Source organism: Hoeflea sp. BAL378, assembly GCF_000759435.1.
In the GTDB taxonomy this organism is placed as follows: Bacteria; Pseudomonadota; Alphaproteobacteria; order Rhizobiales; family Rhizobiaceae; genus Hoeflea.
This window is the reverse complement of sequence record NZ_JRJG01000076.1, coordinates 15,798-37,234: the sequence shown is the minus strand read 5'-3', so window position 1 is coordinate 37,234 and position 21,437 is coordinate 15,798. Positions and strand designations below refer to the sequence as shown.

Genomic DNA, 21,437 nt, shown 5'->3' with positions numbered 1-21,437 from the left:
GGCCGGTTGGAAGCGCCCGCGGCTTGGATTAGGCTCGCCCGCGAGGAGGAGCCTGCCATGACCACACCGCCATCCGCACTGGCGCACCAGCGATCCATCTATCTCGCCGGCGTCGCGGGAAAGCGCCCGCCCGTGCCGCTCGACGCGGACGGCCTCGAGCGCGCGGCGGAGAAGCGGCTCTCGGCGGAGGCCTTCGCCTATATCGCCGGCGGCGCCGGCGCCGGGCGGACGGTGGCGGCCAACCGCAGGGATTTCGACCGCTGGCGGATCGTGCCGCGCATGCTCAACGATGTGAGCGAGGCGGACCTTTCGGTCAGGTTGTTCGGCATGGACCTGCCGGCGCCGCTGTTCCTCGCGCCGCTGGGTGTGATGGAACTGGCCCATCGCGACAGCGACCTGGCGGTCGGCCGCGCCGCGGCCGGGCACGGCGTGCCGCTGATCCTCTCCAACCAGGCAAGCCGCCCGATGGAAGAGGTGGCCAAGGCCATGGGCGACGCACCACGCTGGTTCCAGCTCTACTGGTCGCGCGAGGAGGAGCTGGTCAAGAGCCTGGTGGCGCGGGCCGAGGCCTGCGGCTGCTCGGCCATCGTCGTCACGCTCGACACCAAGATGCTGGGCTGGCGGGTCAGGGACCTCGATCTCGCCTATCTGCCCTTCCTGCGCGGCAAGGGCATCGCGCAATACACCTCCGACCCGGTGTTCCAGCGGCTGGTCGAGGAAATGCCCGCCGATCCGGATGCGCCCAGGCCCAGGGTGAACTTCAATTCGCTGTCGACGCTGTGGCAGATGCTCACCGCCCATCCCGGTAGCCCGCTCGACAATCTCAAATCGGGCCGGGCGCAGAAGGCGGTGAAGCTGTTCACCGGCATCTACACCAACCCGACGCTCAACTGGGAGCATATCGCCCGGCTGCGCGGCTACACGAGCCTGCCGATCCTGCTCAAGGGCGTGCTGCACCCGGAGGAAGCCGCGCGCGCCGTCGACGAGGGCGTGGACGGCCTGATCGTCTCCAACCATGGCGGCCGGCAGGTGGACGGCGCGATCTCGACCATCGCAGCACTCCCGGCGATCGCCGGGGCGGTGAAGGGGCGGATTCCGCTGATCCTCGATTCGGGCGTGAGGAGCGGCGCCGACATGATCAAGGCGCTGGCGCTCGGCGCCTCCGCGGTCGCCATTGGCCGGCCCTATGCCTACGGGCTGGCGCTCGCCGGCGAAGAGGGCGTGAGCGAGGTGATCCGCGCCCTGCTTTCGGATTTCGAACTCAACCTCAGGCTGGCGGGCGGCACAAGGCCATCCGATATCGACGCAAGCTGGCTGGTGCCGGCGCCCTGAGGGTCAGGTTCAAAATCCGCCCTTGCGCAACCGGGCACGGTTCTCGGCGCTGTCGAGATCCCGGTCGTCCCACACGAGATGACGCGGCGATTCGGGAAGGCTTTCGATCTCGGAGGCAATGAAGTAAGGCGGGATGTCGAGTTCGGCGAGCGCGGCATGGGTGGCGGGCACCCATTTTGAATTCGAGATGATTCTTGCCGTCGCGGTTCTCGTGGACGATTTTGCCCGTGTCGGAAAACGGGAACTCCGGCGGGATCTCCATCACGTAATAGAGCGCCAGTTCGTGCCAGGACCGGCCTTCGTATTCGAAGAAGTTCTCGACCGACCAGAGCAGGCGGCCGACGGCGACGGTGTGGCCCAGTTCCTCCTCCATCTCGCGGACAAGGGTGTCGCGGCTGGTCTCGCCGATTTCCGCGCCGCCCCCGGGAAAGGTCCAGAACGCCTCGTGCTTCGCCCGATGAACGAGCACGTGGCCGTTGCAGAAGCCGAGACCGGCGATGCGCATCTGGAAGACAGGGCCTTTCTTCGGCTTGATGCGTATCCGGGTGCGTGCGGCTCGAGACATGGCTCACCCCAGATCGAGCAGGAGGATTTCGGGATAGGCGCCGATTCGCAGCGGCAGAACGGAGCACCCGAGCCCGCGCGAGACAATGAGCTCGCGGCCGTCGACGGCGAAATGACCGGCCGGAAATCTCGCGGATCCCCTGGATGCCGAAAACGGGCGCCATCCGAACAGGTTGAGCTGGCCGCCATGGGTATGTCCGCACAAGGTCAGGCTGACCCTAGGGTCCACCGGCGGAAATATGTCCGGCTCGTGGGCCATCAGCACGACAGCTTCGCCATCGGGGATGCCGGCCAGGGCTGCATCGAGATCATCGATCCCTCGCATGCTGCCACGGCCATGGGCTGCACCGGGCAGCAAGGCGAGCTGATCGCCGAGGCCGGCAAGCCAGAAACCGTGCCCGCCCTTCTCGATGCGCACGGCCTGGTTCACGTAGGTCGCGATTCCCGAGCCCTGCAAGGCATCCACGACGAACGGAACCGCAGTCTGGTCCCGTTGAAAGGTCAGGTCGTGCCAGTAATCGTGATTGCCGAGAATGGCGTGAACACCTAGAGGGGCTCGCAAAGCGCCAAGCGCCGCCGACCATTCGGAGGAATCCACCGTCCCCGTGACAAGCTTGGTGCCGGACACATAGTCTCCCAGAAGCAGGATGATGTCCGGCTCGAGGTCCATCGCCTGCCGGCAGATGGCCTCGATCCGCGACACCGTCATCCACGGCTCACAGGCATGAATGTCGGCAATCACGGCCGCCCGCAGCTTGAGGCCCGCCGGCCAGCCGGGAGGGGTCAGGGCATATGTCGTGATGCGCGGCTTTCCGAAAACCTCTGCAAATGGATAGGCCGCTGTCGCCACCAAAGTGAGGAATCCGGCGCCAAGCAACTTGAGAAGACCACGCCGTGTGATCACTCACTCGTCCTCGAGTGTCAGCCGGAACTGTGCGGCTTCCATGTCGCTCGGCGGCTGCAGGCCGAGATGCTTCCAGGCGCTGCCCGTCAGCACCCGGCCGCGCGGCGTGCGCTGGATAAAGCCCTGCTGGATCATGTAGGGCTCGATGATGTCCTCGATCGCGTCGCGCGGCTCCGAAAGGCCCGCGGCGATGGTCTCGATGCCCACAGGCCCGCCGCCGAAATTGACGGCGATCATGTTGAGATAGCGCTTGTCGAGCTGGTCGAGGCCCATATTGTCGACCAGGAGCCGGGTCAGCGCCTCGTCGGCGATGGTCTTGGTGACGGCCTCGACCCTGGCCACCTCGGCGAAGTCGCGCACGCGCCGGAGAAGTCGTCCGGCGATGCGCGGCGTGCCGCGCGAGCGGCGGGCGATCTCGAGCGCGCCGTCTTCGGTGATCGGGAGCCCCATGATGCGCGCGCCGCGGCGCACGATCGATTCGAGTTCGGCCACGGTGTAGAACTGCAGCCGCACCGGAATGCCGAAGCGGTCCCTGAGCGGCGTGGTCAGCAGCCCGAGCCGCGTGGTGGCGGCCACCAGCGTGAAGCGCGACAGATCGATCTTGACCGAGCGCGCTGCAGGCCCCTCGCCGATGATCAGGTCGAGCTGGAAATCCTCCATCGCCGGATAGAGGATTTCCTCGACCGCCGGGCTCAGCCGGTGGATCTCGTCGATGAACAGCACGTCGCGGTCCTCGAGATTGGTCAGAAGGGCCGCGAGATCGCCGGCCTTGGCGATCACCGGGCCGGAGGTGGAGCGGAAATTGACGCCGAGCTCCTTGGCCATGATCTGCGCCAGCGTGGTCTTGCCGAGCCCGGGGGGGCCGACGAACAGCACGTGGTCGAGCGCCTCGCCGCGGCCCTTGGCCGCCTCGATGAACACCTTGAGATTGGCCCGCGCCTCGGCCTGGCCGGTGAACTCGTCGAGCGATTGCGGACGGAGCGTGGTGTCGAAGTCCTCGCCGCGCTTGTCGGGGGAGATGATGCGGTCGGCTTCGCTCATGTGAGGAGCTCCATGAAGGGAACAGACGCCGCGGCCTTGCGATCAAAGGTTACGGTTTTCTCGCATCCATTCGCGCGGTTGAGATCGGCGATGACAACATCCGAGAAATCCGCATGCGCCGAGTCCAGCCACATTGTCCAGTTTTCCATACGCAGCACCTCCGGCACCTTGATTTCGACAGTATCGAGCAGGCGTGCGAGCTGTTTGCGAGCTGCCACCCGGTCCACCTTGTAGATCCGCTCCAGCACCCAGATGGTTTCCGCGATCACCACCGGATTGACGAACAACGGAGCGCCGGCGCTGCTAGCCCTGACAAGGGTAACAGCGGCATCAAACTGCGCCGGATCGTCACGCGTGAGGAGCCGAACAAGGATGTTGGTGTCAATTCCGATCACGGGACCGCTCGTACCGTTCGGAAATGGCTTCCCCTATTGCCTCGTTCATGGCCTCGACTGAAACCGGTGTGCGGTCCGGGTCGAAAAACACACCGGCAAACTCAAGAGCACTCCGGTTCTTCGGCACCAATACCACCTTGCCATCGACGAACTCGTAGCCGATGCGATCGCCCGCGCTGAGTTTGAGATACTCGCGGACCTCTATAGGAATCGTCGTCTGGCCTTTCGTCGTGATCTTCGATTCGAGTCCCATATCCTTACCTCAATTCAAATTCCTTACCTGAAACCATAGTAAGGAATTAAACGCTTCGCAAGGATTGCTTTTACCGCGCCAGTTCCTTGAGGCCCAGCCGGATCAGCTTGGCCGAATCCGGATTCTCGCCTGCGGCCTTGAGCGCCGCTGCAACGGCAGTGGCGGCCTGGTCGCGGGAATAGCCGAGATTGCTGAGCGCCGAAACGGCGTCGGCCACCGGCGCCGGCGCGACGCCTTCGCCGAGCTCCTGCCGGAGGCCCATCGCGCCGCCGGCCTCGCCCGAGAAAGCCGGCGCCTTGGTCTTGAGTTCGGTGACGATGCGCTGCGCCACCTTGGGTCCGATGCCGGGCGCGCGGGCGATCATCGCCTTGTCCTGCAGCGCGATGGCGTTGGCGAGGTCGGACGCCGTCAGTGTCGACAGCACCGCCAGCGCCACCTTGGCGCCCACCCCCTGGACGCTTTGCAAGAGCCGGAACCATTCCCGCTCCAGCGCCGTGGCGAAGCCGAACAGGCGGAGCTGGTCCTCGCGCACATAGGTCTCGATGTGAAGCACCGCCGCCTCGCCAACGGACCCCAGCCGCGCCAGCGTCCGGGTCGAGCAGAACGCCACGTAGCAGACCCCGTGCACGTCGATCAGCACATGATCTTCCGCAATTTCCTCGATGCTGCCTTTGAGTTTGCCGATCATGGGTGCGTATCCGGGGCTATGATGTCGAGCGTCGGGAAATAGCTGCGGTAGCCGGCGGGATCCCGCGTCAGCAGCCGGTAGCCGCGGACCACTGCATGCGCGCCGATCAGGAAATCGGGCAAAGTCCGCTCGCGTCTGCCGCCATTGGCGCGGTAGATCCGGAAGGCCCTCCCCGCCGCGAAAGCCGAATCCCACGGAAGGTGCTCACGCTGGAACTCGGAAGGGTCGAGCAGCGCATCAACCTCTTCCGAGGACTCGTAGCGGTAGGAAAATTCGCTGAAGATCACCGGATTGATGACCAGAGCACCCATCTTGAGTGCCTCCGCCATCCGGCCACGTGACCAGTCCCGCCACTCCGGATCGCGAAAGGCGACATCGATCAGGACATTTGTATCGACCAGGGTCGCCATGACCTAGCGATCCCGCGTTTCGCGCATCACGTCTTCCGCGCTGAGCGTCGGATCGCCGGTGCCCTCGAGCCGGTCGAGCGCGGCAAGAAACCGCTCAAGTCGCTGCCTGTCGGCTTTGCGTTCCCCGCCATCCTTGGCTTCGAGGAAAATCCGCCCACCTTCCAAGGAGAAGACAACCTCGCTGTTGGCCTCGATTCCCGCCAGATCGCGAAGGTTCTTCGGGATCGTCACCTGACCTTTTGCCGAAACGCGCACTTGTCACTCCAAGTCTAAATAATTCCAACTTATTCCGACCATCGGAACATGTCAAGAACAAACAGGCCGCTTCACTCCGCCGCCATGCGCCAGGCGGGCGAGGTGCGGTGATGGGCGTGGCAGATGGCGATCGCCAGCGCGTCGGCGGCGTGATCGCTGTCGAAGCTGGCCTTGGGCATCAGCACCTTGACCATCATGTGGATCTGCTTCTTGTCGCCGTGGCCGACGCCGATGACCGCCTTCTTGACCGCGTTCGGCGCATATTCGGCGACGCGCAGGCCGGCCCGCGCCGGCACCACCATGGCGATGCCGCGGGCCTGGCCGAGTTTCAGCGTCGCCGTGGCGTCCTTGTTGACGAAGGTGTTCTCGACCGCCGCCTCGAACGGCTGAAACTGGTGCAGCACCTCCTCCAGCCCGTCAAAGAGCTGGCGCAGCCGCGAGGCCAGATCGAGCTTGTTGTCGGACTTGACCGTGCCGGACGCCACGAAGCGCAGCGAATTGCCGAGCGTGTCGACAATCCCCCATCCGCTGTTCCTCAGCCCGGGATCTATGCCCATAATCCGAATCGCGTCCGCCATGTCCAAATCCTATCCGTGACGGAGCGAGCTTTCCATCACAATTGTGAACAAACCGAAAACAAATACGGTCACGCAAAGTTGCATTTTGCATTCGCCCGGCGCGCACCTACATGCAGTCAACACGATCCGCATCTTGCCAGCCCCCAAGAGAGTTTTCAGATGACAGCTTTTTCGATCCTCGATCTTTGCCCCATTGTCGAAGGCGGCAGCGTGAGCGACGCCCTCGCCGACACCCGCCGCATGGCCAAGCAGGCCGAGGACGCGGGCTTCACCCGCTTCTGGCTCGCCGAACACCACGGCATGAAGGGCATCGCCAGCGCCGCCACGTCGCTGGTCATCGCCGAGGCGGGACACGCCACCAGCACCATCCGCATCGGCTCGGGCGGCGTCATGCTGCCCAACCACTCGCCGCTGGTCATCGCCGAACAGTTCGGCACGCTCGAGGCGCTGTTTCCCGGCCGCGTCGACCTCGGCCTCGGCCGCGCGCCCGGCACCGACATGGCGACCGCGCGCGCGCTGCGGCGCAACCTCGAATCGGGCGCCAACAGCTTCCCCGACGACATTCTCGAATTGCAGCACTGGCTGGGCGAGCCCGACGACACCAAGCTGATCGCCGTCCCCGGCGCCGGTTCGCACGTGCCGCTGTGGATCCTCGGATCGAGCCTCTACAGCGCCCATCTGGCGGCGGCGCTGGGCCTGCCCTATGCCTTTGCCTCGCATTTCGCCCCCGACATGCTGTTCGAGGCGCTCGACATCTACCGCGACAAGTTCACGCCCTCGGCGCAGCTCGACGCGCCTTACGTGATGGCCGCGGTCATGGGCGTGATGGCCGAGACCGACGAGGTGGCGAACTACCTGTTCACCACCCTGCAGCAGACCTTCGTCAACATGCGCCGCAACGCGCGGGGCAAGATGCCGCGGCCGGTCGACAGCATGGACGGGATCTGGACCGAGCAGGAACGGATCGCCGTCGAGCACACCCTGCGCTATTCGGTGGTGGGCGGCCCCGAGACCGCGATCCGGCAGATGCGCAGCTTCATCGACGCCACCAATGCCGATGAGATCATGATCTCGATGCCGATCCACTCCTCCGAGGCGCGGCTGAGATCGGTAGATCTCTTCGGCGAATTGCGCGCGGCGCTCTGACAGCAAAAGGCCGCCGGCCCATGGGACCGGCGGCCGGGAACTGTCGCAACTGAAGAGGCTCAGGCGGAGAGTTTCGCCATGACCTCGTCGGAGACTTCGAAATTGGCGTAGACATTCTGCACGTCGTCGTCGTCATCGAGCGTGGCGATCAGCTTGAGCACCGACTGCGCCTTGTCCTCGTCGACCGGCGCCGAGGTCTGCGGCTTCCACACCGCCCGCACCGACTGCGCCTCGCCCAGCGCTTCCTCGAGCGCGGTCGACACTTCGCCGATGTCCTCGAAGGCGCAGATGATGGCGTGCTCTTCCTCGCTGCTGGTCACGTCTTCCGCGCCGGCCATGATCGCCGCTTCCATGATCGCGTCGGCATCGCCGGCGCTGGCGGGATAGATGATCTCGCCGACGCGGGAGAACATGAAGCCCACCGATCCGGTTTCGCCCAGCGCCCCGCCGGATTTGGTGAAGGCCGCGCGCACGCTCGACGCGGTGCGGTTGCGGTTGTCGGTCAGCGCCTCGACGATGACGGCGACGCCGCCCGGGCCGTAGCCCTCGTAGCGCACTTCCTCGTAGTTCTCGCCGTCGCTGCCGGTCGCCTTGTTGATGGCGCGCTGGATGTTGTCCTTGGGCATCGACTGCGACTTGGCGTTCTGGATCGCCAGCCTCAGGCGCGCGTTCATCGCCGGATCGGGCGCGCCCATCTTGGCGGCGACGGTGATTTCGCGCGCGAGCTTGGAGAACATCTTCGAACGGACGGCGTCCTGCCGCCCCTTGCGGTGCATGATGTTTTTAAATTGTGAATGGCCGGCCATAATGCCCCTGTATTTCTGCTCTGAGTTCTGTGCTCTGGACTTGGAATGGCCGCCTTATAAATCCGTTCCCGGTTTTCGTCCAGACGATACAATCCCCGAAGGATCCGACAATGTCCAGCAAACACACCCTCCCGCCGCTGCCGCTCACCGGCGGATGCCAGTGCGGCCGCATCCGCTACCGGTTGAACGCGCGGCCGCTGGTCTTCTATCTGTGCCATTGCACCGAGTGCCAGCGCCACACCTCCTCGGCCTTCGGTGAGAGCCTGCGCTTCGACCGCACGGCGCTCGAGGTTACCGGCGGGCTGAGCGTGTTCCGGCGCTTGAGCGACCGGGGTTCGGTGCGCGAGGGCTGGTTCTGCCCCGACTGCGGCGTCAGGATCTGGCACGGGACCGAGGGCTCGGCGCAGATCAACATCAAGGCCGGCACGCTCGACGACACGAGCTGGCTGGTCCCCGCCGGCCACATCTGGATGCGGTCCCGGCAACCCTTCTTTTTACCCGCCGCACAGGATCTCCTCTACGAGACCCAGCCCGGGGACAATTACGCGGCGCTGATCGCGAGGTGGAGCGAGATGTTTGCCGCGCCCTCCGCCGCCGCGGACCGGCCCGCGCCCGGGGCCGAATAATGCCGAAGCCGGACTTTACCTCCGCCACCCGCGCCCTAATGTAGAGGATGTTGTGGAAGCCACCTCGCGGAGCCGCCTATGCCCCGGATGAAAGCCTTTCTGCTCAGCCTCGCCCTCATTGCCCTCGCCGTTCCTGCGGGCGCGCAGGAACCGGCCCGCCCCTTCAGCCAGTGCATGGCGGTGGCGCAATCCCTGCCGGGCGCCGTCTTCGCCAATCTCACGCCCAAAGATCTCGACACGCGACTGGTCACTCCGGCCCAGGCCGGGTCCGGCGAGGTCGAGTTCATGTATGCCGGCCATTCGACCTATGTGATCACCACGCCCGCGGGTATCACCATCGCCACCGATTTCAACGGCTGGTCGGGTCGCGTGGCGATCCCCGACATCGTCACCATGAACAAGGCCCATTCCTCGCATTTCACCCTCTCCCCCGACGAGCGGATCGGCCACGTGCTGCGCGGCTGGAACTTCGACGGAACGCCGGCCGAACATCATGTGGTGGTGGACGACGTCTATGTCCGAAACGTCACAACCGACATCCGCAACTACGGCGCCATGGAGCCCGACGGCAACTCGATCTTCATCTTCGAGGTGGCAGACCTCTGCATCGGCCATCTGGGGCATCTGCATCATCCGCTCGAAGACCGGCACTTCGCCCAGATCGGCCGGCTCGACATCGTCATGGTGCCGGTCGACGGCGGCCTGACGCTGAGCCACGAGGCGATGACCGGGCTCGCCCAGCGGCTGCAATCCTCGCTGCTGCTGCCGATGCACCGGCGCGGCGCGCCGATCTCGCGCTTCATCGAGATGATGGGCGACAGGTTCCTGGTCGACTATGTCAACGCGGACAGCTTCACCGTCTCGGCCCGGAGCCTGCCGCGCCGTCCCACCATCCTGATCCTGAACGGAGTGTGAGCATGAGGCGCCGGCAACTTCTCACCACCCTGACGGCGCTTGTCCTCGTGGCCGCGGCCCCGCCGGCGCTGGGCACGGAACCGCCGGGCAGGCGTGAGCGCCTGTTCTCGGCCCTGAAGAACGCCAAGACCGAGCGCGAGGGCCGCATCGCCGAAAACGCCATCTGGCAATGGTGGATCGAGCAGGCGCCGACGCCCGAGGTGCGGCAGGCCATCGACCGCGGCATGGAGCGGCGCGCGAGCTACGATTTCGAGGCGGCGGAAGCGGCCCTCGACATCGCGGTGCGCGAGGCGCCCGACTATGCCGAGGGCTTCAACCAGCGCGCCTTCGTCCGCTTCCTGCGCGACAATGACGACGGCGCGCTGGCGGACCTGGAAAGGGCGGTGGAGCTGGAGCCCGACCATTTCGGCTCCTGGTCGGGCATGTATCACCTGCTGATGCGCATGGGGCGGCCCGAAGCGGCGGTGGCGGCACTTTCGCGCGCGGTCGACATCCACCCGTGGCTCAAGGAACGCGGCATGCTGCCGCCCGATCCCGACGCCAAGCGCCCGCTGATCAAGGGCAAGCAGCAGGACCTCTGAGACGGCTCGGCGCGGTCAGCTCCAGAAGTCGGGCATCGCCTCGCTGAGCCGCGGGCCGAGGCGCAGGGGGGCGATCTTCTCGGCCAGCCCGGTCCGGTCGGAAATCTCGACCGCCACGCCGCAGATCGTCGCCGGCCCGGAAGCCGCCTCGAACCGGCCCTTGGGGATGCGCGACAGGAACCGGTTGATCGGCTCCTCCTTGTCCATGCCGAGCGAGGAATCATAGTCGCCGCACATGCCCGCGTCCGACAGATAGGCGGTGCCGCCGTTGAGGATCTGCGCGTCCGCCGTCGGCACATGGGTGTGCGTGCCCACCACGAAACTCGCCCGGCCGTCGACGAAATGGGCAAAGCACTGTTTCTCGCTGGTGGCTTCGGCGTGGAAGTCGAACACCACGGCATCGGCCTGTTCGCCGAGGGGACAGGCATTGAGGATCGTTTCCGCGGCGGAGAACGGATCGTCGAGATCGGGATGCATGAACACCCTGCCCATCACATTGGCGACCAGCACCCGGGCGCCGTTGCGGGCGATGTAGAGATTGGAGCCCCGGCCGGGCGTGCCCGGCGGATAGTTGGCCGGGCGCAGGAAGCGGTCCTGGCGGTCGGCATAGGTCAAGGCTTCGCGCTGGTCCCAGACGTGGTTGCCGGTGGTCACCACATCGGCGCCGGCCTCGAGCGTCTCGAGGAAGATCTCTTCAGTGATGCCGAAGCCGCCGGCGGCGTTTTCGCCGTTGACGATGACGAAATCCAGGCCGAGATCGCGGATCAGGCCGGGAAGGCGGTTCCAGACCGCGGTGCGGCCGGACCGGCCGACCATGTCTCCGAGAAATAACAGGCGCATCGGCTCTCTATAAGGATTGCGAAAACGAGCGCAAGCCTTGTTCGCTGAGGATCATGTCGAGCGGCACATCGTGGGCTTCGGCCGGAAGAGCCGCCGCTTCCTGCAGCGAAAACGCCGTGCCGATCAGGCGCGGGACCAGCCCCCTGGCGCGCAGCCGGGCGATGGCCCGGTCGTAATGGCCCGCGCCGTAGCCGAGCCGGTTGCCCGCGGCATCGAAGGCCGACAGCGGCAGCAGCAGGATGTCCGGGTCGAGCACCTCGGCCTCGGGCCCCGGCCCCGACGTTCCGAACCCGGTCCGGACGAGGTCGGCGCCGCGGGCAAAGTCGCGGAAGACAATGGTCTCGCGGTCGATCACCACCGGCAGGCAGAGCCGCGCGCCGCGCTCGCGCAGCCGCGCCATCAGCGGCCTCAGGTCGGGTTCCGAGCGGATCGGCAGATAGCCGGCGATCACCGTTCCCGGATCGAAGCAGAGCGCCTCGGCGGCCTCCGCCATGGCAAGGCTCATCTCGATGCGGCGGTCCGGCGCCAGCGCCTCCCTGCGCGCCAGCATCGCCGCGCGAATGCCTGCCTTGGTGTCCATCGGGCTCTCCGGAATGTCGTTTGAAACGGACTAGTGCGGAATGCAGGGCCGCGTCAACGCCGCGGCCGCGCCAGGCGCGCCGGAAGCCCGGGACGGAGCCGGTCGGATTTTAGGGATCCGGCTTACCTTTTGTATACGACGTCGGCGGATTCCGGTTGCCGTGCGCCGGCCTATCCCTGAAAACGCCCCGGATACATTTAACAGTCACTGATTTGCAATTACGGATGTTCATGACCCCGCCCTCAGACGGCTTGACCTATGCTGAACGCACCTGCCTGCAACTGGCGGCAAGGGGTCTCACGCTCGATGCGATCGCCAAGCAGTTCGGCGACAGCCAGGACTCGGTGGAAACCTATCTCGCGTCGGTGCGCACGAAACTGATGGCCCACACCACGATGGAGGCCGTGGCGCGCGCTTTGAAGCTGGGACTGATCGCCTAGATCGGGCCGGCCTGGCCGGGCGCGCGGCGCCCGAACGGCAAAAGGCCGGAAGGTGCGATCCACGGCAACCGATGGATTTTTTCGATCCCGGGAACCTACAACGTAGGTGGGCGCCATATGACCAGACCCACGAGTCCGGTCAGGGACAGCTCCCTTGGGATCAATTAAGGCCCCGGGGATTGTGTATCCTGTCGAGAGGCGCAGATCGCACCTGATATATAGGTCATGAATCGATTTCCGCCAATCGGCAAATCGAGAAATGCGTTTTTCACCCGTCGAGGTGATTGAGACGCCCCGACCCGCCCGGTACCTCTTGCCCCGGACCGGGCGAAAGTCCCGGAACCGGCGCTTCGAACCGGACGCATCCTCAAGATCCGCGTCCCGTCAGGCCACCGCGATCCCGCCCGGGACTCCTGCGGCCCGTTTGAAGCGCGTGTTTGGTGTTCAAGCGGGCAAGAGGGGTGCAGCATGACCAGAAAAGCGTTCGTTACGGGAGCCTTCGTGCTCGCGGTTCTTCCAGCCATCGCCGGATGCAGCAAGACGGCCGGCGTTGCCGCCGCCGGCGGCGGCGGCGTGACGCCGGCAGGTCCGGTGACCGCGGGATCGCTGCCGATCACGGCCTCCGGCAAGGCGCTTGCCTTCCGCGCCAATTCGCAGAACACCTCGTCGGTCAGCTCGTACACGAACCTGCCGCAATCCCAGCAGCAGATTGCCCAGGCGAGCATGCTCGAGAAATCCGCGCCCGGCGGCATCCGCATTGAAGGGTCGCTCAACAAGGACGCCAGTCCCAACCCCAACCAGGGCGTCAATCCGGCGCTGGTGACCGCCGGCTCCCCCGACGCGCTGCAGAACGGCACCCGCATCGCCGGCATGACCGACGTCAAGGGCAATGTCTATTTCGAGAACGGCAATTTCGGCGACGCGCAAGCCTCCAGCAACAGCGCCAACCTGTCCTCCGTGGGTGTCTACAATGTCTACCGGAACAATGCCTTCGTCGAACAGATCGTCATGAAGCACGGCACCACGATCCGCTATCAGGAAGGCGTCGACGGCGCGGGCACCGCCACCTACGCGGTCGGCTATATCGGCAACAACACCACCAACATGCCCGGCTCCGGAACCGCGACCTACAAGGGCTTCAACGAAAGCGGGACCTCCGTCTATGACGACAACGGGACCATGCAGTATCTCGGCCTGAGCGGCGGGACGGTGGAACTGACGGCCGATTTCGGCGCCGGCACGGTCAAGGGCGGCATCAAGAACGCGCGGCTGACGACCTTCAAGAACCAGCAGGAACTGGTGCTCAACAATGCCGTGACCGGCCTCAACATCAATGCCAATATCACCGGTTCGGAATACACCGGGACCGCGCAATTGGTGGACGCCAACAACGCCGCCGTCGGAACCACCACGACCAACGAGGCGATCGGGGCCTTCTTCGGAGACGCCGCCGCCGAAACCGCCGCGGCCTACATGATCGAAGGCAATGCGATGCTGGACGGCCAGAACCGCCCCTACATCATGTCCGGCACCATCGGCGCGGTGAAAAACTGACCGATGCCCCATCCCTGTCCCGCGTTTTCTTCGGAAATGGGCGTTCATAGGCGAGCCGCCAGAAGGCGCCCGCACTCCGGCACAAGGGGGCCGCTGGCGACGATCTGCCTGGCGGCCGTCCTGCTTCTTGCCACGGCCGGCTATGCGGCCCGGGCGCAGACCGCCTTCCAGTCGGCCGAGGCCCTTGTCTCGGCCGGTCACTACGCGGAGGCCGAAACCCTGCTCGCGGGCACCCGCTTCCAGGGCGAGGAGGCCATTCCCGCAGCCTACCTGCTGGCGGTCGTCTATGCCCGGACGAACCGTCCCGACAAGGCGGAGAAGCTGCTGCGCGAGATCCTGTCGCGCCAGCCCGACATCGACGCGGTGCGCATCGAGCTGATCAAGATCCTGGCGCTTCAAGGAAAGCGGCAGGGCGCGGGCTATCACCTCAACCGGCTCACCGACACCGCCGATCTGGCGCGCGATGACGACCAGTTGCGCCAGCTTGCCCGCCGAATCGGCACCACCGAGGGCTTTTCCGTCTCCGGGTATTTTTCGCTGGCGCCCTCGACCAATGTCAATGACGGCACCTCGCAATCGACGGTGATGATCGGCGGCCTGCCCTTCACGATCGCCAACAGCGCCCGCGAGCAATCGGGAGTGGGCGTCAGGGCCGGACTGGTGGCGGGCTATTCGCATGCCCTGACCGAAACCCAGTCGGCCTACGTCTCGCTGTCGGCGGGCGTGTCCGACTACGGCAACGACCAGTTCGACAAGCAGCACGGCGAACTGCGCGCGGGCCTGCGCCGCGACGAGCTGCGCTATTCGGTCCAGGCCGAGGCGATCGCCGACCGCCACTGGCATAACCGCAAGTCCCAGAGCCTGGGGTTCGGCGGCCGTGTCGCGGCGAAGTGGAATGTCGCGCAAGGGTGGTGGCTGTCCGGCGAGATCGTCCAGATGTATCGCAGCTTCGACAAGGACAGCGGCGCCGACGCCTCCACCACCCGGGCGACGGCCTCCGTCCGGCACGCGGTCTCGCGCCGGCTGACGCTGTCGGCCGGCGGAAGCTTCGAGAAGGAAAGCGTCTCGGCCCGGCCCTGGAATTCCTATGACAGCGTCTCCGGCACGCTGGGGCTGGAAATGCCGATCGCCTATGGCGTCCGGGTCAAGGCGGCGGTCACCGCCGGCAGCCGCGATTTCGACGACCTGTTTCCCGGCCTGCGCCTGATCCGCCGGGACCGCTTCTGGGAAGTGAGGGGAACCTTCACCAAGGACAATTTCGAGATCGCCGGGTTTTCTCCGATCATCTCCGTCTTCACCAAGGAGCAGACGAGCAACGTGGCGTTCTACGACTACCAGTCCAACGGCATGGAGCTCACCTTCACAAAGGCCTTCTGACCCCGGTCCTGCGGGAAGCGTCGCCTGCGCAGGCGTGGCCGACGCCTGCGCCGCGCCCTTGTCCCGAAAGGCGGTTCGCGGATCGGGTCAGGCCTTCTGTCCCGCCAGCTTGTGGGCGATCTTTTCGATCTTGCCGGTCACCTGGGTCAGCGCCTCGGCCAGGTCGTGGTCGGTCTTTTCGGCCCGGCTCAGCACGGTGTCGCGGGTCTTCTTCAGGGTCTCGACCTCCGCCTCGAGGCCGCGCATCCGCCTTTGCAGCTCGTGCAGCTCGTCCATCACCATGATCCCGGCCATCACCGTGATCCTGAGATCGCCGATCTCGCCGAACTGGTCCTTGAGATGGCCGACATAGCGGTCGAAGCGCCCGGCAAGCTCGCTCAGATGCTCTTCCTGCCCTTCTTCGCAGGCCATCCGGTAGGTCTTGCTGTCGATGGTGACTGTGACTTGCGCCATTCAACACGTCCTGTTCTCAATGGGATCCTGGCGCCAAAAACCCGGTCCGGCGGCGCCCCTCCCTGCCTCAGCGGTCCAGCACCGCCCGGATGGTTTCCATCGCCGTGACCAGACGCCGGGACACCTCGCGATTGGCCTCTTCCAGACGATTCGCCCGGTCCTGGGCCTGGTCGAGCTCCAGCGCGATGCGCGAGCGGTCCTCGATCATCCGCCCCAGTTCGGCGGCCGCCTCGGTAGAGCTGCGGCTGGCGTCGACCTGCCGGTCGACTTCATTGTCGAGTTGATTCAAGGCCTTGTTCAATGCCTCAAGAGCGGCTTTCACTGTTGTTTCAGCGGGCATCGCGAGTTTCCCTGGATCTGGATTACGAGCCGAATCGCTTGAATTCCGGATACTTGTGGCTGCCAGTTTACGCATTAGCCGAACAGGGCGTCAACAAAACCGCGCCTGCCGTCCCCAGCCGTCTGCCACCGATGCCTTTATTGACTCCGTCGAAGCAACTGCTATGTGTTCGCGGCCTTCGATCCGGTCCCTTCGGGGCCGGTCCTGACCTGAACGCGACCGAGCGGAACCATCATGACTTCACGCGAAAAACACGACCGGATGGCCAATGCAATCCGGTTCCTCTCCATGGACGCCGTGGAAAAAGCCAAATCCGGACATCCGGGTTTGCCCATGGGTGCAGCGGACATCGCCACGGTGCTGTTCTCGCGCTATCTCACCTTCGATCCCAAGAAGCCGCACTGGCCCGACCGCGACCGCTTCGTGCTGTCGGCCGGCCATGGCTCGATGCTGATCTACTCGCTGCTCTATCTGCTGGGCTATGACGACATCTCGCTCGACGACATCAAGAATTTCCGGCAGCTCGGGTCGCCCACCGCCGGCCACCCGGAATACGGCCACGCCGCCGGCATCGAGACCACCACCGGCCCGCTGGGCCAGGGCATCGGCAACGCGGTCGGCATGGCCATCGCCGAGCGCAAGCTCGCCGCCGAGTTCGGCTCCGACCTGGTCGAGCACTATACCTATGCGCTGGCCGGCGACGGCTGCCTGATGGAAGGCATCAGCCAGGAAGCGATCTCGCTCGCAGGCCATCTCAAGCTCAACAAGCTGATCCTGTTCTGGGACAACAATTCGATCTCCATCGACGGGGCGGTCTCGCTCACGGATTCGACCGACCAGCTCGCCCGGTTCGCGGCGTCGGGCTGGAACACGCTCGACATCGACGGCCATGATCCCGACGCCATCGCGCAGGCCATCGAGACCGCGCAGAAATCCGACCGGCCGACGCTGATCGCCGCCAAGACCGTGATCGGCTTCGGCGCGCCGACAAAGGCCGGGACCAACGGCGCCCACGGCTCGCCCCTGGGCGACAAGGAGATCGCCGGCGCGCGCGCCGCGCTGGGCTGGGACGACGCACCCTTCGTCGTGCCCTCCGACATCCTCGACGCCTGGCGGCTGGCCGGCCTGCGCTCGGTCAAGGACCGCAAAGCCTGGGAAGCCCGCCTCGCCGAGGCCGGCACCGATGTCCGCGTCGCCTTCGAACGCCGCATGAGCGGCGAACTGCCGGGCGGCCTCGAGCCGGCGCTGCTCGCCTACAAGCGCAAGCTCACCGAGGACCTGCCCTCCGTCGCCACCCGCAAGGCCTCGGAAATGGCGCTCGAAATCATCAACGGCGTGGTGCCCGAGACCATCGGCGGCTCGGCCGACCTGACCGGCTCCAACAACACCCGCACCAGCCAGACCAAGCCGATCACGCCCGACGATTTCTCCGGGCGCTACATCCATTACGGCATCCGCGAGCACGGCATGGCGGCGATCATGAACGGTATCGCGCTGCATGGCGGCCTGATCCCCTATTCCGGCGGCTTCCTGATCTTCTCGGACTACTGCCGTCCGTCGATCCGCCTGGCGGCGCTGATGGGCATCCGCGTCATCCACGTGCTGACCCATGATTCCATCGGTCTCGGCGAGGACGGCCCGACCCACCAGCCGGTCGAACACATGGCGGCGCTCCGCGCCATCCCCAACCTCCTGATGTTCCGTCCCGCCGACGCGGTGGAAACCGCCGAATGCTGGCACATCGCGCTCGAGCAGCAGAAGCGGCCGAGCGGCATCGCGCTCACCCGCCAGAACCTGCCCACCGTGCGCACCGATTTCACCGAGGAAAACCTCTGTGCCTACGGCGCCTATGACCTGGTCTCGGTGAGCGAAGCCGAGGTGACCATTTTCGCGTCCGGCTCGGAAATCGAGATCGCGCTCGAGGCGCGCCAGATGCTTGAGGCGAATGGTCACACCACCCGCGTCGTGTCGGTGCCCTGCTTCGAGTTGTTCGAGGAGCAGAGCATGGCGTATAAAAAGGCGGTTATTGGAGATTCCAAGGTCAAGATCGCCATCGAGGCAGGCATCCGGCAGGGATGGGACCGGTTCATCGGTTCCGACGGCCTGTTCATCGGCATGACCGGCTTCGGCGCATCCGGACCCTACAAGGAACTCTACGAGCATTTCGGCATCACCGCCGAGGCGACTGTTGCCGCGGTTGAAGCCTGCCTGCATGAACAAGCCTGACCTTTCCGGGTTCAGGTGCACTCAGACCGACGACGGAGAACCAGCATGAAGACCAGGATTGCAATTAACGGATTTGGCCGGATCGGCCGCAACGTGGTGCGCGCGATTTACGAGTCGGGCCGACAGGACATCGACGTCGTCGCCATCAACGACCTCGGCCCGGTCGAGACCAATGCCCACCTGATGCGCTGGGACTCGGTCCACGGCAAGTTCCCCAAGACCGTCGAGGTCGACGGCGACACGATCCGCATCGAAGGCGGCGATTCCTTCAAGGTCTTCGCCGAGCGCGATCCGAAGAACCTGCCCTGGGGCGATCTCGGCATCGACATCGTCATGGAATGCACCGGCATCTTCACCGCCCGCGACAAGGCGGCGATGCACCTGGAAGCCGGCGCCAAGCGCGTGCTGGTCTCCGCCCCCGCCTCCGGCGCCGACAAGACCATCGTCTACGGCGTCAACCATGATGCGCTGACCAAGGACGACGTCGTGGTCTCCAACGCATCCTGCACCACCAACTGTCTGGCGCCGGTCGCCTATGTCCTCAACAATGCCATCGGCATCGAGAAGGGCATGATGACGACGATCCATTCCTACACCGGCGACCAGCCGACGCTCGACACCATGCACAAGGACCTCTACCGCGCCCGCGCCGCGGCGATGTCGATGATCCCGACCTCGACCGGCGCCGCCAAGGCCGTGGGCCTGGTGCTGCCCGAGCTCAACGGCAAGCTCGACGGCATGTCCATCCGCGTGCCGACCCCGAATGTCTCGGTGGTCGACCTCAAGTTCATCGCCAAGCGTTCGACCTCGGTCGAGGAGATCAACAAGGCGATCCGCGACGCCGCCTCCAACGGTCCGCTCAAGGGCATTCTCGGCTTCACCGACGAGCCCAATGTCTCCATCGACTTCAATCACAACCCGCATTCCTCGGTGTTCCACATGGACCAGACCAAGGTCATGGACGGCACCTTCTGCTCGATCCTGACCTGGTACGACAACGAGTGGGGCTTCTCCAACCGGATGGGCGACACCGCCGTCGCCATGGCCAAGCTGATCTGAAGCCGGCCGCCCGGCTTGCGCCTCAGCGGCAAGAGCCCGGACCCCCGCCGCCACCGTCCGCAAGGCCGGTGGCGGCGCTGTTTCTGGCGCTGAAAACCGGAAACCGGGACGCCCGCATCGCGCCCGCCGGACCGCCCCAAATTTCACCTTTATTGCAGGCCAGTGTCGCTTCTTCCGTTTCCGGACATTGCTCCAGTGGCGGGCATCTTTCATACTCGGCGCGACACACCGATTGCGAACCATTTGCGGCGTCGGAACAAGGGACGACGGTTGGACACATTCTACATCGTGACATTGGCCTCGATGTCACTCATTCTCATTGCGGCTTTCTCCAGTCTTCTCGCGGAGCGGTTCGGCGCTCCGCTGCTGCTGCTGTTCCTGCTGATCGGGCTCATGGCCGGCGTCGACGGGCTGGGGATCGATTTCTCCAACAATTCCGCGGCCTTCATGCTGGGCTCGATCGCGCTGGCGATCATCCTGTTTGATTCGGGCTACGGCACCTCGTTCCATTCCTTCCGCCAGGCGGCGGTGCCGGCGCTGACGCTGGCGACGCTCGGCGTGTTCCTGACCGCCGTCCTGTTCGGCGTCGCCGCCTCCTTCCTGCTGGGTTTCTCCTGGCTCGAAGGGCTGCTGCTGGGCTCGATCGTCGCCTCCACCGATGCCGCCGCGGTGTTCTTCCTGCTGCGCACCGGCGGCATCAACATCCGCGACAAGGTCCGCTCGACGCTGGAGGTGGAATCCGGCACCAACGACCCGATGGCGATCTTCCTCACCGCCGCCCTGGTCGGCGTCATCGCCAGCGGCGACGGGCTGGAAAGCGCGGGCCTCGACCTGCTGCTTCTGTTCGTCAAGCAGATCGGCCTGGGGCTGGTGTTGGGTCTCGCCGGCGGCTTCCTGATCGTGCAGATCATGCGCCGGGTGCCGGTCGAGCGCGGCCTGGCGCCGATCTTCGTGCTGGCCCTGGCGCTCCTGGTGTTCGCCTACACCTCGGCGATCGGCGGCAGCGGCTTTCTCGCCGTCTATGTGGCCGGCATCTACACCGGCAACAAGAAGATCCGGCCGAAGACCTCGATCCTGCGCTTCCAGGAAGGCATGACATGGCTCGCGCAGATCATCATGTTCCTGGTGCTGGGCCTGCTGGCGACGCCGTCGCAGTTTCCGCAGATCGCCCTGCCGGCGATCGCGCTGGCGGTGTTCCTGGTCTTCATCGCCCGGCCGCTGGCGGTCTGGCTGTGCCTGCTGCCGTTTGAATACACCCAGCGCGAGACCGGTTTCGTGGCCTGGGTGGGCCTGCGCGGCGCGGTCTCCATCCTGCTCGCCATCCTGCCCATTCTCGGCAATCTCGAGAACGGCCAGCTCTATTTCAACACCACCTTCATCGTGGTGATGGTCTCGCTCGCCATCCAGGGATGGACGGTCAAGCCGATGGCCCGCCGCCTCGGGCTGATCATCCCGCCGCAGATCGGCGCCATCGACAAGCTCGAGCTCGACCTGCCCGGCACCGCCAATCACGAGCTTCTCGCCTACCGTGTCGTCGCCGACAGCCCGGTGCTGCGCGGCGAGCGCATTCCGCGCTGGGCGCGGCCGTCGCTGGTCATCCGCGACGGCAAGTCGATGCGCTACCAGTATGCCGGCCGGCTGCAGGAGAACGACCATGTCTACCTGTTCATCGCGCCGGGCTTCTCCCGCCTGCTCGACCGCCTGTTCGCCTCCAAGGTCGAGGTGCGCGAGGACGATTCCGAATTCTTCGGCACCTTCACCATCGATCCGTCCCGGACCGGAGAGGATCTCGATCTCGCCTATGGGCCGGGGCTGCTCAGCGCCGCCGAGCGGGAGATGACTATCGCCGAGCTGATGAAACACCGCCTGGGCGACACGCCGGACTACGCCGACCGGGTCAAGGTCGGGCGGATCGTGCTGATCGTGCGCCAGACCGACGAACACGGCCAGATCACATCGATCGGCATCTCGCTCGAGCCGGTGGCGCCCGTCACCCGGCTGCCTCTGTTCCTGAACCTGCGCGAGATCATCCAGACGGTGCGGGACAACGCGCGCAAACGTCGCGGCTAGCAGG

24 protein-coding genes, 1 other RNA gene and 1 pseudogene are annotated in these 21,437 nt (G+C 65.5%); 11 read left to right on the top strand and 15 right to left on the bottom strand.

What is annotated here, in order from left to right:
• The first annotated feature begins 57 nt into the window (after window positions 1–57).
• A complete protein-coding gene (locus tag LL06_RS16630) occupies window positions 58–1,332 on the top strand; it encodes an alpha-hydroxy-acid oxidizing protein (RefSeq protein ID WP_035529359.1) in 1,275 nt (424 codons plus the stop codon).
• 9 nt (window positions 1,333–1,341) lie between these two features.
• Here the strand turns inward: LL06_RS16630 and LL06_RS16625 are convergent.
• From LL06_RS16625 to ruvC, 9 genes and pseudogenes are all read right to left on the bottom strand, one after another.
• Window positions 1,342–1,837, bottom strand: a pseudogene (locus LL06_RS16625) (NUDIX hydrolase).
• Window positions 1,838–1,900: 63 nt separating this feature from the next.
• Window positions 1,901–2,800 carry a metallophosphoesterase gene (locus tag LL06_RS16620; protein WP_035529357.1) on the bottom strand — a complete coding sequence of 300 codons (900 nt, stop codon included), beginning with the start codon at window positions 2,798–2,800 and terminating at the stop codon, window positions 1,901–1,903.
• Window positions 2,801–3,841, bottom strand: a complete 1,041-nt coding sequence (gene ruvB / locus LL06_RS16615) for a Holliday junction branch migration DNA helicase RuvB (protein WP_035529355.1) — start codon at window positions 3,839–3,841, stop codon at window positions 2,801–2,803.
• Window positions 3,838–4,236 (bottom strand): type II toxin-antitoxin system VapC family toxin, encoded by a 399-nt coding sequence (locus LL06_RS16610; protein WP_035529353.1) that lies wholly within the window; start codon window positions 4,234–4,236, stop codon window positions 3,838–3,840. The genes ruvB and LL06_RS16610 overlap by 4 nt, the downstream gene beginning before the upstream one ends.
• Complete coding sequence (locus LL06_RS16605) at window positions 4,223–4,489, bottom strand: type II toxin-antitoxin system PrlF family antitoxin (protein WP_035529350.1); 267 nt, start codon at window positions 4,487–4,489, stop codon at window positions 4,223–4,225. The genes LL06_RS16610 and LL06_RS16605 overlap by 14 nt, the downstream gene beginning before the upstream one ends.
• A gap of 70 nt (window positions 4,490–4,559) precedes the next feature.
• The gene (gene ruvA, locus LL06_RS16600; RefSeq protein WP_035529347.1) at window positions 4,560–5,177 is read right to left on the bottom strand and encodes a Holliday junction branch migration protein RuvA; all 618 of its coding nucleotides are present in this window, start codon (window positions 5,175–5,177) and stop codon (window positions 4,560–4,562) included.
• A complete protein-coding gene (locus LL06_RS16595) occupies window positions 5,174–5,587 on the bottom strand; it encodes a type II toxin-antitoxin system VapC family toxin (protein ID WP_035529345.1) in 414 nt (137 codons plus the stop codon). The genes ruvA and LL06_RS16595 overlap by 4 nt, the downstream gene beginning before the upstream one ends.
• 3 nt (window positions 5,588–5,590) lie before the next feature.
• Window positions 5,591–5,842 carry an AbrB/MazE/SpoVT family DNA-binding domain-containing protein gene (locus LL06_RS16590; RefSeq protein ID WP_035529343.1) on the bottom strand — a complete coding sequence of 84 codons (252 nt, stop codon included), beginning with the start codon at window positions 5,840–5,842 and terminating at the stop codon, window positions 5,591–5,593.
• 71 nt (window positions 5,843–5,913) lie between these two features.
• Window positions 5,914–6,420: a crossover junction endodeoxyribonuclease RuvC gene (ruvC, locus tag LL06_RS16585; protein WP_035529340.1), complete on the bottom strand. Its 507-nt coding sequence runs from the start codon at window positions 6,418–6,420 to the stop codon at window positions 5,914–5,916.
• Window positions 6,421–6,579: 159 nt separating this feature from the next.
• On the opposite strand from ruvC, the gene LL06_RS16580 reads away from it, so the two are divergent.
• Window positions 6,580–7,566 (top strand): LLM class flavin-dependent oxidoreductase, encoded by a 987-nt coding sequence (locus LL06_RS16580; protein WP_035529337.1) that lies wholly within the window; start codon window positions 6,580–6,582, stop codon window positions 7,564–7,566.
• Window positions 7,567–7,625: 59 nt separating this feature from the next.
• On the opposite strand, the gene LL06_RS16575 is transcribed toward LL06_RS16580, so the two are convergent.
• Entirely contained in the window at window positions 7,626–8,372 is a 747-nt protein-coding gene (locus LL06_RS16575; RefSeq protein ID WP_035529334.1) for a YebC/PmpR family DNA-binding transcriptional regulator, read from the bottom strand.
• A 110-nt stretch (window positions 8,373–8,482) separates the two neighbouring features.
• Here LL06_RS16575 and LL06_RS16570 point away from each other — a divergent pair, with 110 nt between their 5' ends.
• The 3 genes from LL06_RS16570 (at window position 8,483) to LL06_RS16560 (ending at window position 10,494) form a co-directional block, all read left to right on the top strand.
• A complete protein-coding gene (locus tag LL06_RS16570; protein ID WP_052161655.1) occupies window positions 8,483–8,998 on the top strand; it encodes a GFA family protein in 516 nt (171 codons plus the stop codon).
• Window positions 8,999–9,076: 78 nt separating this feature from the next.
• Entirely contained in the window at window positions 9,077–9,913 is an 837-nt protein-coding gene (locus tag LL06_RS16565) for an MBL fold metallo-hydrolase (protein WP_052161654.1), read from the top strand.
• Window positions 9,914–9,915: 2 nt separating this feature from the next.
• Complete coding sequence (locus tag LL06_RS16560; RefSeq protein ID WP_052161653.1) at window positions 9,916–10,494, top strand: tetratricopeptide repeat protein; 579 nt, start codon at window positions 9,916–9,918, stop codon at window positions 10,492–10,494.
• 15 nt (window positions 10,495–10,509) lie between these two features.
• Here LL06_RS16560 and LL06_RS16555 read toward each other — a convergent pair whose 3' ends face one another.
• Together LL06_RS16555 and LL06_RS16550 are read right to left on the bottom strand one after the other, a co-directional pair.
• Window positions 10,510–11,334 (bottom strand): YmdB family metallophosphoesterase, encoded by an 825-nt coding sequence (locus LL06_RS16555; RefSeq protein WP_035529330.1) that lies wholly within the window; start codon window positions 11,332–11,334, stop codon window positions 10,510–10,512.
• A 7-nt stretch (window positions 11,335–11,341) separates the two neighbouring features.
• The gene (locus tag LL06_RS16550) at window positions 11,342–11,914 is read right to left on the bottom strand and encodes a 5-formyltetrahydrofolate cyclo-ligase (RefSeq protein ID WP_035529328.1); all 573 of its coding nucleotides are present in this window, start codon (window positions 11,912–11,914) and stop codon (window positions 11,342–11,344) included.
• Window positions 11,915–12,144: 230 nt separating this feature from the next.
• Between LL06_RS16550 and LL06_RS16545 the strand changes: the two genes are divergently transcribed.
• Window positions 12,145–12,354: a helix-turn-helix transcriptional regulator gene (locus LL06_RS16545; protein ID WP_201772348.1), complete on the top strand. Its 210-nt coding sequence runs from the start codon at window positions 12,145–12,147 to the stop codon at window positions 12,352–12,354.
• Window positions 12,355–12,406: 52 nt separating this feature from the next.
• Here the strand turns inward: LL06_RS16545 and ssrS are convergent.
• Window positions 12,407–12,564, bottom strand: a non-coding RNA gene (gene ssrS, locus LL06_RS26920) — 6S RNA.
• 258 nt (window positions 12,565–12,822) lie between these two features.
• On the opposite strand from ssrS, the gene LL06_RS16540 reads away from it, so the two are divergent.
• Window positions 12,823–13,908 carry a transferrin-binding protein-like solute binding protein gene (locus tag LL06_RS16540; RefSeq protein WP_152599646.1) on the top strand — a complete coding sequence of 362 codons (1,086 nt, stop codon included), beginning with the start codon at window positions 12,823–12,825 and terminating at the stop codon, window positions 13,906–13,908.
• Between the two features lie 3 nt (window positions 13,909–13,911).
• Window positions 13,912–15,285, top strand: a complete 1,374-nt coding sequence (locus tag LL06_RS16535) for a surface lipoprotein assembly modifier (protein WP_081964026.1) — start codon at window positions 13,912–13,914, stop codon at window positions 15,283–15,285.
• An 87-nt stretch (window positions 15,286–15,372) separates the two neighbouring features.
• On the opposite strand, the gene LL06_RS16530 is transcribed toward LL06_RS16535, so the two are convergent.
• Together LL06_RS16530 and LL06_RS16525 are read right to left on the bottom strand one after the other, a co-directional pair.
• A complete protein-coding gene (locus LL06_RS16530; RefSeq protein WP_035529318.1) occupies window positions 15,373–15,738 on the bottom strand; it encodes a cell division protein ZapA in 366 nt (121 codons plus the stop codon).
• Window positions 15,739–15,805: 67 nt separating this feature from the next.
• A complete protein-coding gene (locus LL06_RS16525; RefSeq protein ID WP_035529316.1) occupies window positions 15,806–16,078 on the bottom strand; it encodes a DUF4164 domain-containing protein in 273 nt (90 codons plus the stop codon).
• 234 nt (window positions 16,079–16,312) lie between these two features.
• Here LL06_RS16525 and tkt point away from each other — a divergent pair, with 234 nt between their 5' ends.
• The 3 genes from tkt to LL06_RS16510 all read left to right on the top strand — a co-directional run bounded on the left by tkt (window position 16,313) and on the right by LL06_RS16510 (window position 21,433).
• Window positions 16,313–18,304 carry a transketolase gene (gene tkt / locus LL06_RS16520; RefSeq protein WP_035529314.1) on the top strand — a complete coding sequence of 664 codons (1,992 nt, stop codon included), beginning with the start codon at window positions 16,313–16,315 and terminating at the stop codon, window positions 18,302–18,304.
• A 45-nt stretch (window positions 18,305–18,349) separates the two neighbouring features.
• The gene (gene gap / locus LL06_RS16515; RefSeq protein ID WP_035529312.1) at window positions 18,350–19,363 is read left to right on the top strand and encodes a type I glyceraldehyde-3-phosphate dehydrogenase; all 1,014 of its coding nucleotides are present in this window, start codon (window positions 18,350–18,352) and stop codon (window positions 19,361–19,363) included.
• 270 nt (window positions 19,364–19,633) lie between these two features.
• Window positions 19,634–21,433, top strand: a complete 1,800-nt coding sequence (locus LL06_RS16510; RefSeq protein WP_035529309.1) for a potassium/proton antiporter — start codon at window positions 19,634–19,636, stop codon at window positions 21,431–21,433.
• Window positions 21,434–21,437: the final 4 nt, after the last annotated feature.